The organism is Acidovorax sp. HMWF018, assembly GCF_003061035.1.
Lineage (GTDB): Bacteria > Pseudomonadota > Gammaproteobacteria > Burkholderiales > Burkholderiaceae_C > Acidovorax > Acidovorax delafieldii.
The window spans coordinates 1-1,517 of sequence record NZ_QAIM01000212.1 but is presented as its reverse complement, the minus strand read 5'-3'; the positions used below and the strand labels follow the sequence as shown (position 1 = coordinate 1,517).

General features: G+C 67.4%; 3 protein-coding genes. 2 read left to right on the top strand and 1 reads right to left on the bottom strand.

Annotated features, from left to right (window positions below):
• Positions 1 to 220, top strand: a 220-nt coding sequence (locus tag DBR23_RS30370) for a cation transporter dimerization domain-containing protein (protein ID WP_304466202.1), incomplete at its 5' end; no start/stop codon positions are given.
• A complete protein-coding gene (dtd, locus tag DBR23_RS07680; protein WP_108497837.1) occupies positions 217 to 669 on the top strand; it encodes a D-aminoacyl-tRNA deacylase in 453 nt (150 codons plus the stop codon). The genes DBR23_RS30370 and dtd, both read left to right, overlap by 4 nt.
• 40 nt (positions 670 to 709) lie before the next feature.
• On the opposite strand, the gene DBR23_RS07675 is transcribed toward dtd, so the two are convergent.
• A partial coding sequence (locus DBR23_RS07675; RefSeq protein ID WP_146191273.1) for an MFS transporter occupies positions 710 to 1,517 on the bottom strand: 808 nt, incomplete at its 5' end.

Below are 1,517 nucleotides of genomic sequence, written 5' to 3'. Positions count from 1 at the left end.
TGTCTCCACCCGCCGCGCAGGCCAGCGCCAGTTTGTGGACATGCACCTGCACATGCCTGCCGACTGGACCCTGCGCCACGCCGCCGAGCTGCGCGGCCAGGTCGAGCGCGCGCTGATGACCGCCGTGCCCGGCCTGCGTGCCACCATCGAGCTGCTGCCCACCGATGTGGAGGCGCATTTCGACGACCCCCGTGACGATGTGAAGGATGCCGTGAAGTGATCAGCGTATTGCAACGTGTGCGTGAAGCGCGTGTGGATGTGGACGGGCAGACCGTGGGCGCCATCGGCGCGGGGCTGCTGGTGCTGGTGTGTGCGGAGCGTGGAGACACCGAGGCCGAAGCCGACAGGCTGCTGGCCAAGATCCTCAAGCTGCGCATCTTTTCGGACGCCGCAGGCAAGATGAACCAGAGCGTGCAGGACATCGGTGGCGGCCTGCTGCTGGTCAGCCAGTTCACGCTGGCGGCAGACACCACCGGCGGCAACCGCCCCAGCTTCACCCAAGCGGCGGCACCCGATGAAGGGCAGCGGCTGTACGACTACCTGGTGGCCCAGGCGCGCAAGATCCATCCCGTGGTGGCCACCGGCCAGTTTGCAGCCGACATGCAGGTGCATCTGGTGAATGACGGGCCGGTGACGATTCCGCTGCGGATGCCGCCTGCAGTTCAATAAAATTGATAGCTGCTGGTGCTTGTTAGATGGGCGCTAGAGGCTATCTGGGTTCTGATGCTTGCGAAGAAACCAGTGGCGACACAGGCAAAAACCGAAACGCCACTGACGCCAGCGCCAGCCAGGCCGCAATCGCCAGCATGACGGCCGTGTGGACATCCCAGCCCAGGTGCAGGGCGCCGGTGGCCACGATGCCGGTGAACCACTGCATCAGCGCCACGCCCAGGAACATTGCCATCGTATAGGCCGATAGGGCCCGGCCGGTGAGTGCGGGCGGGTACGAGGCGCGCACGTCGGCGTACTGCAGCACGCCGTAGCCCGACAGCAGCCCCATCAGCAGGATCAGCACCACGCTGGCGGCAGGGTGCACCCGCAAAAATGCCAGCAGCGCGAACAGCCCGGCCATCAGCAGCGAGGCGTTGCCAATCCATCGCCGGCGGCGGCCAATGCCTGGGTCCAGTCGGCCCGCCAGACCGGGTGCAAACAGCGCAATCAACGACAGGCCCAGCGCCACGTTGCCGCTGTCCACCAGCGTGAGGTGGTAGCGGTCCATCAGCAGCGGTGCCAGCCACAGGCCCCGCAGCGACAAAAACGCGGCGTAGCCCGACATGCCCAGCAGTAGGATGCCCCAGGTGTGCGGCACCGTGAGCAGTTGGCCAAAGCCTAGCAGCGCCTGGCCCCAGGTTTCGCGCTGCGCCGGGGGCGGCACCAGCGGGGCGGGCTCGTGCACCCGCAGCCAGATCAGCAGCCACGACAGCGCGCTGAGCACTGCCAGCACGGCATAGCCCGTGCGCCAGCCGCCGCCGTGCTGCACCAGCCAGGCCAGCGGCGTGCCAGTGAACAGCAGGCCC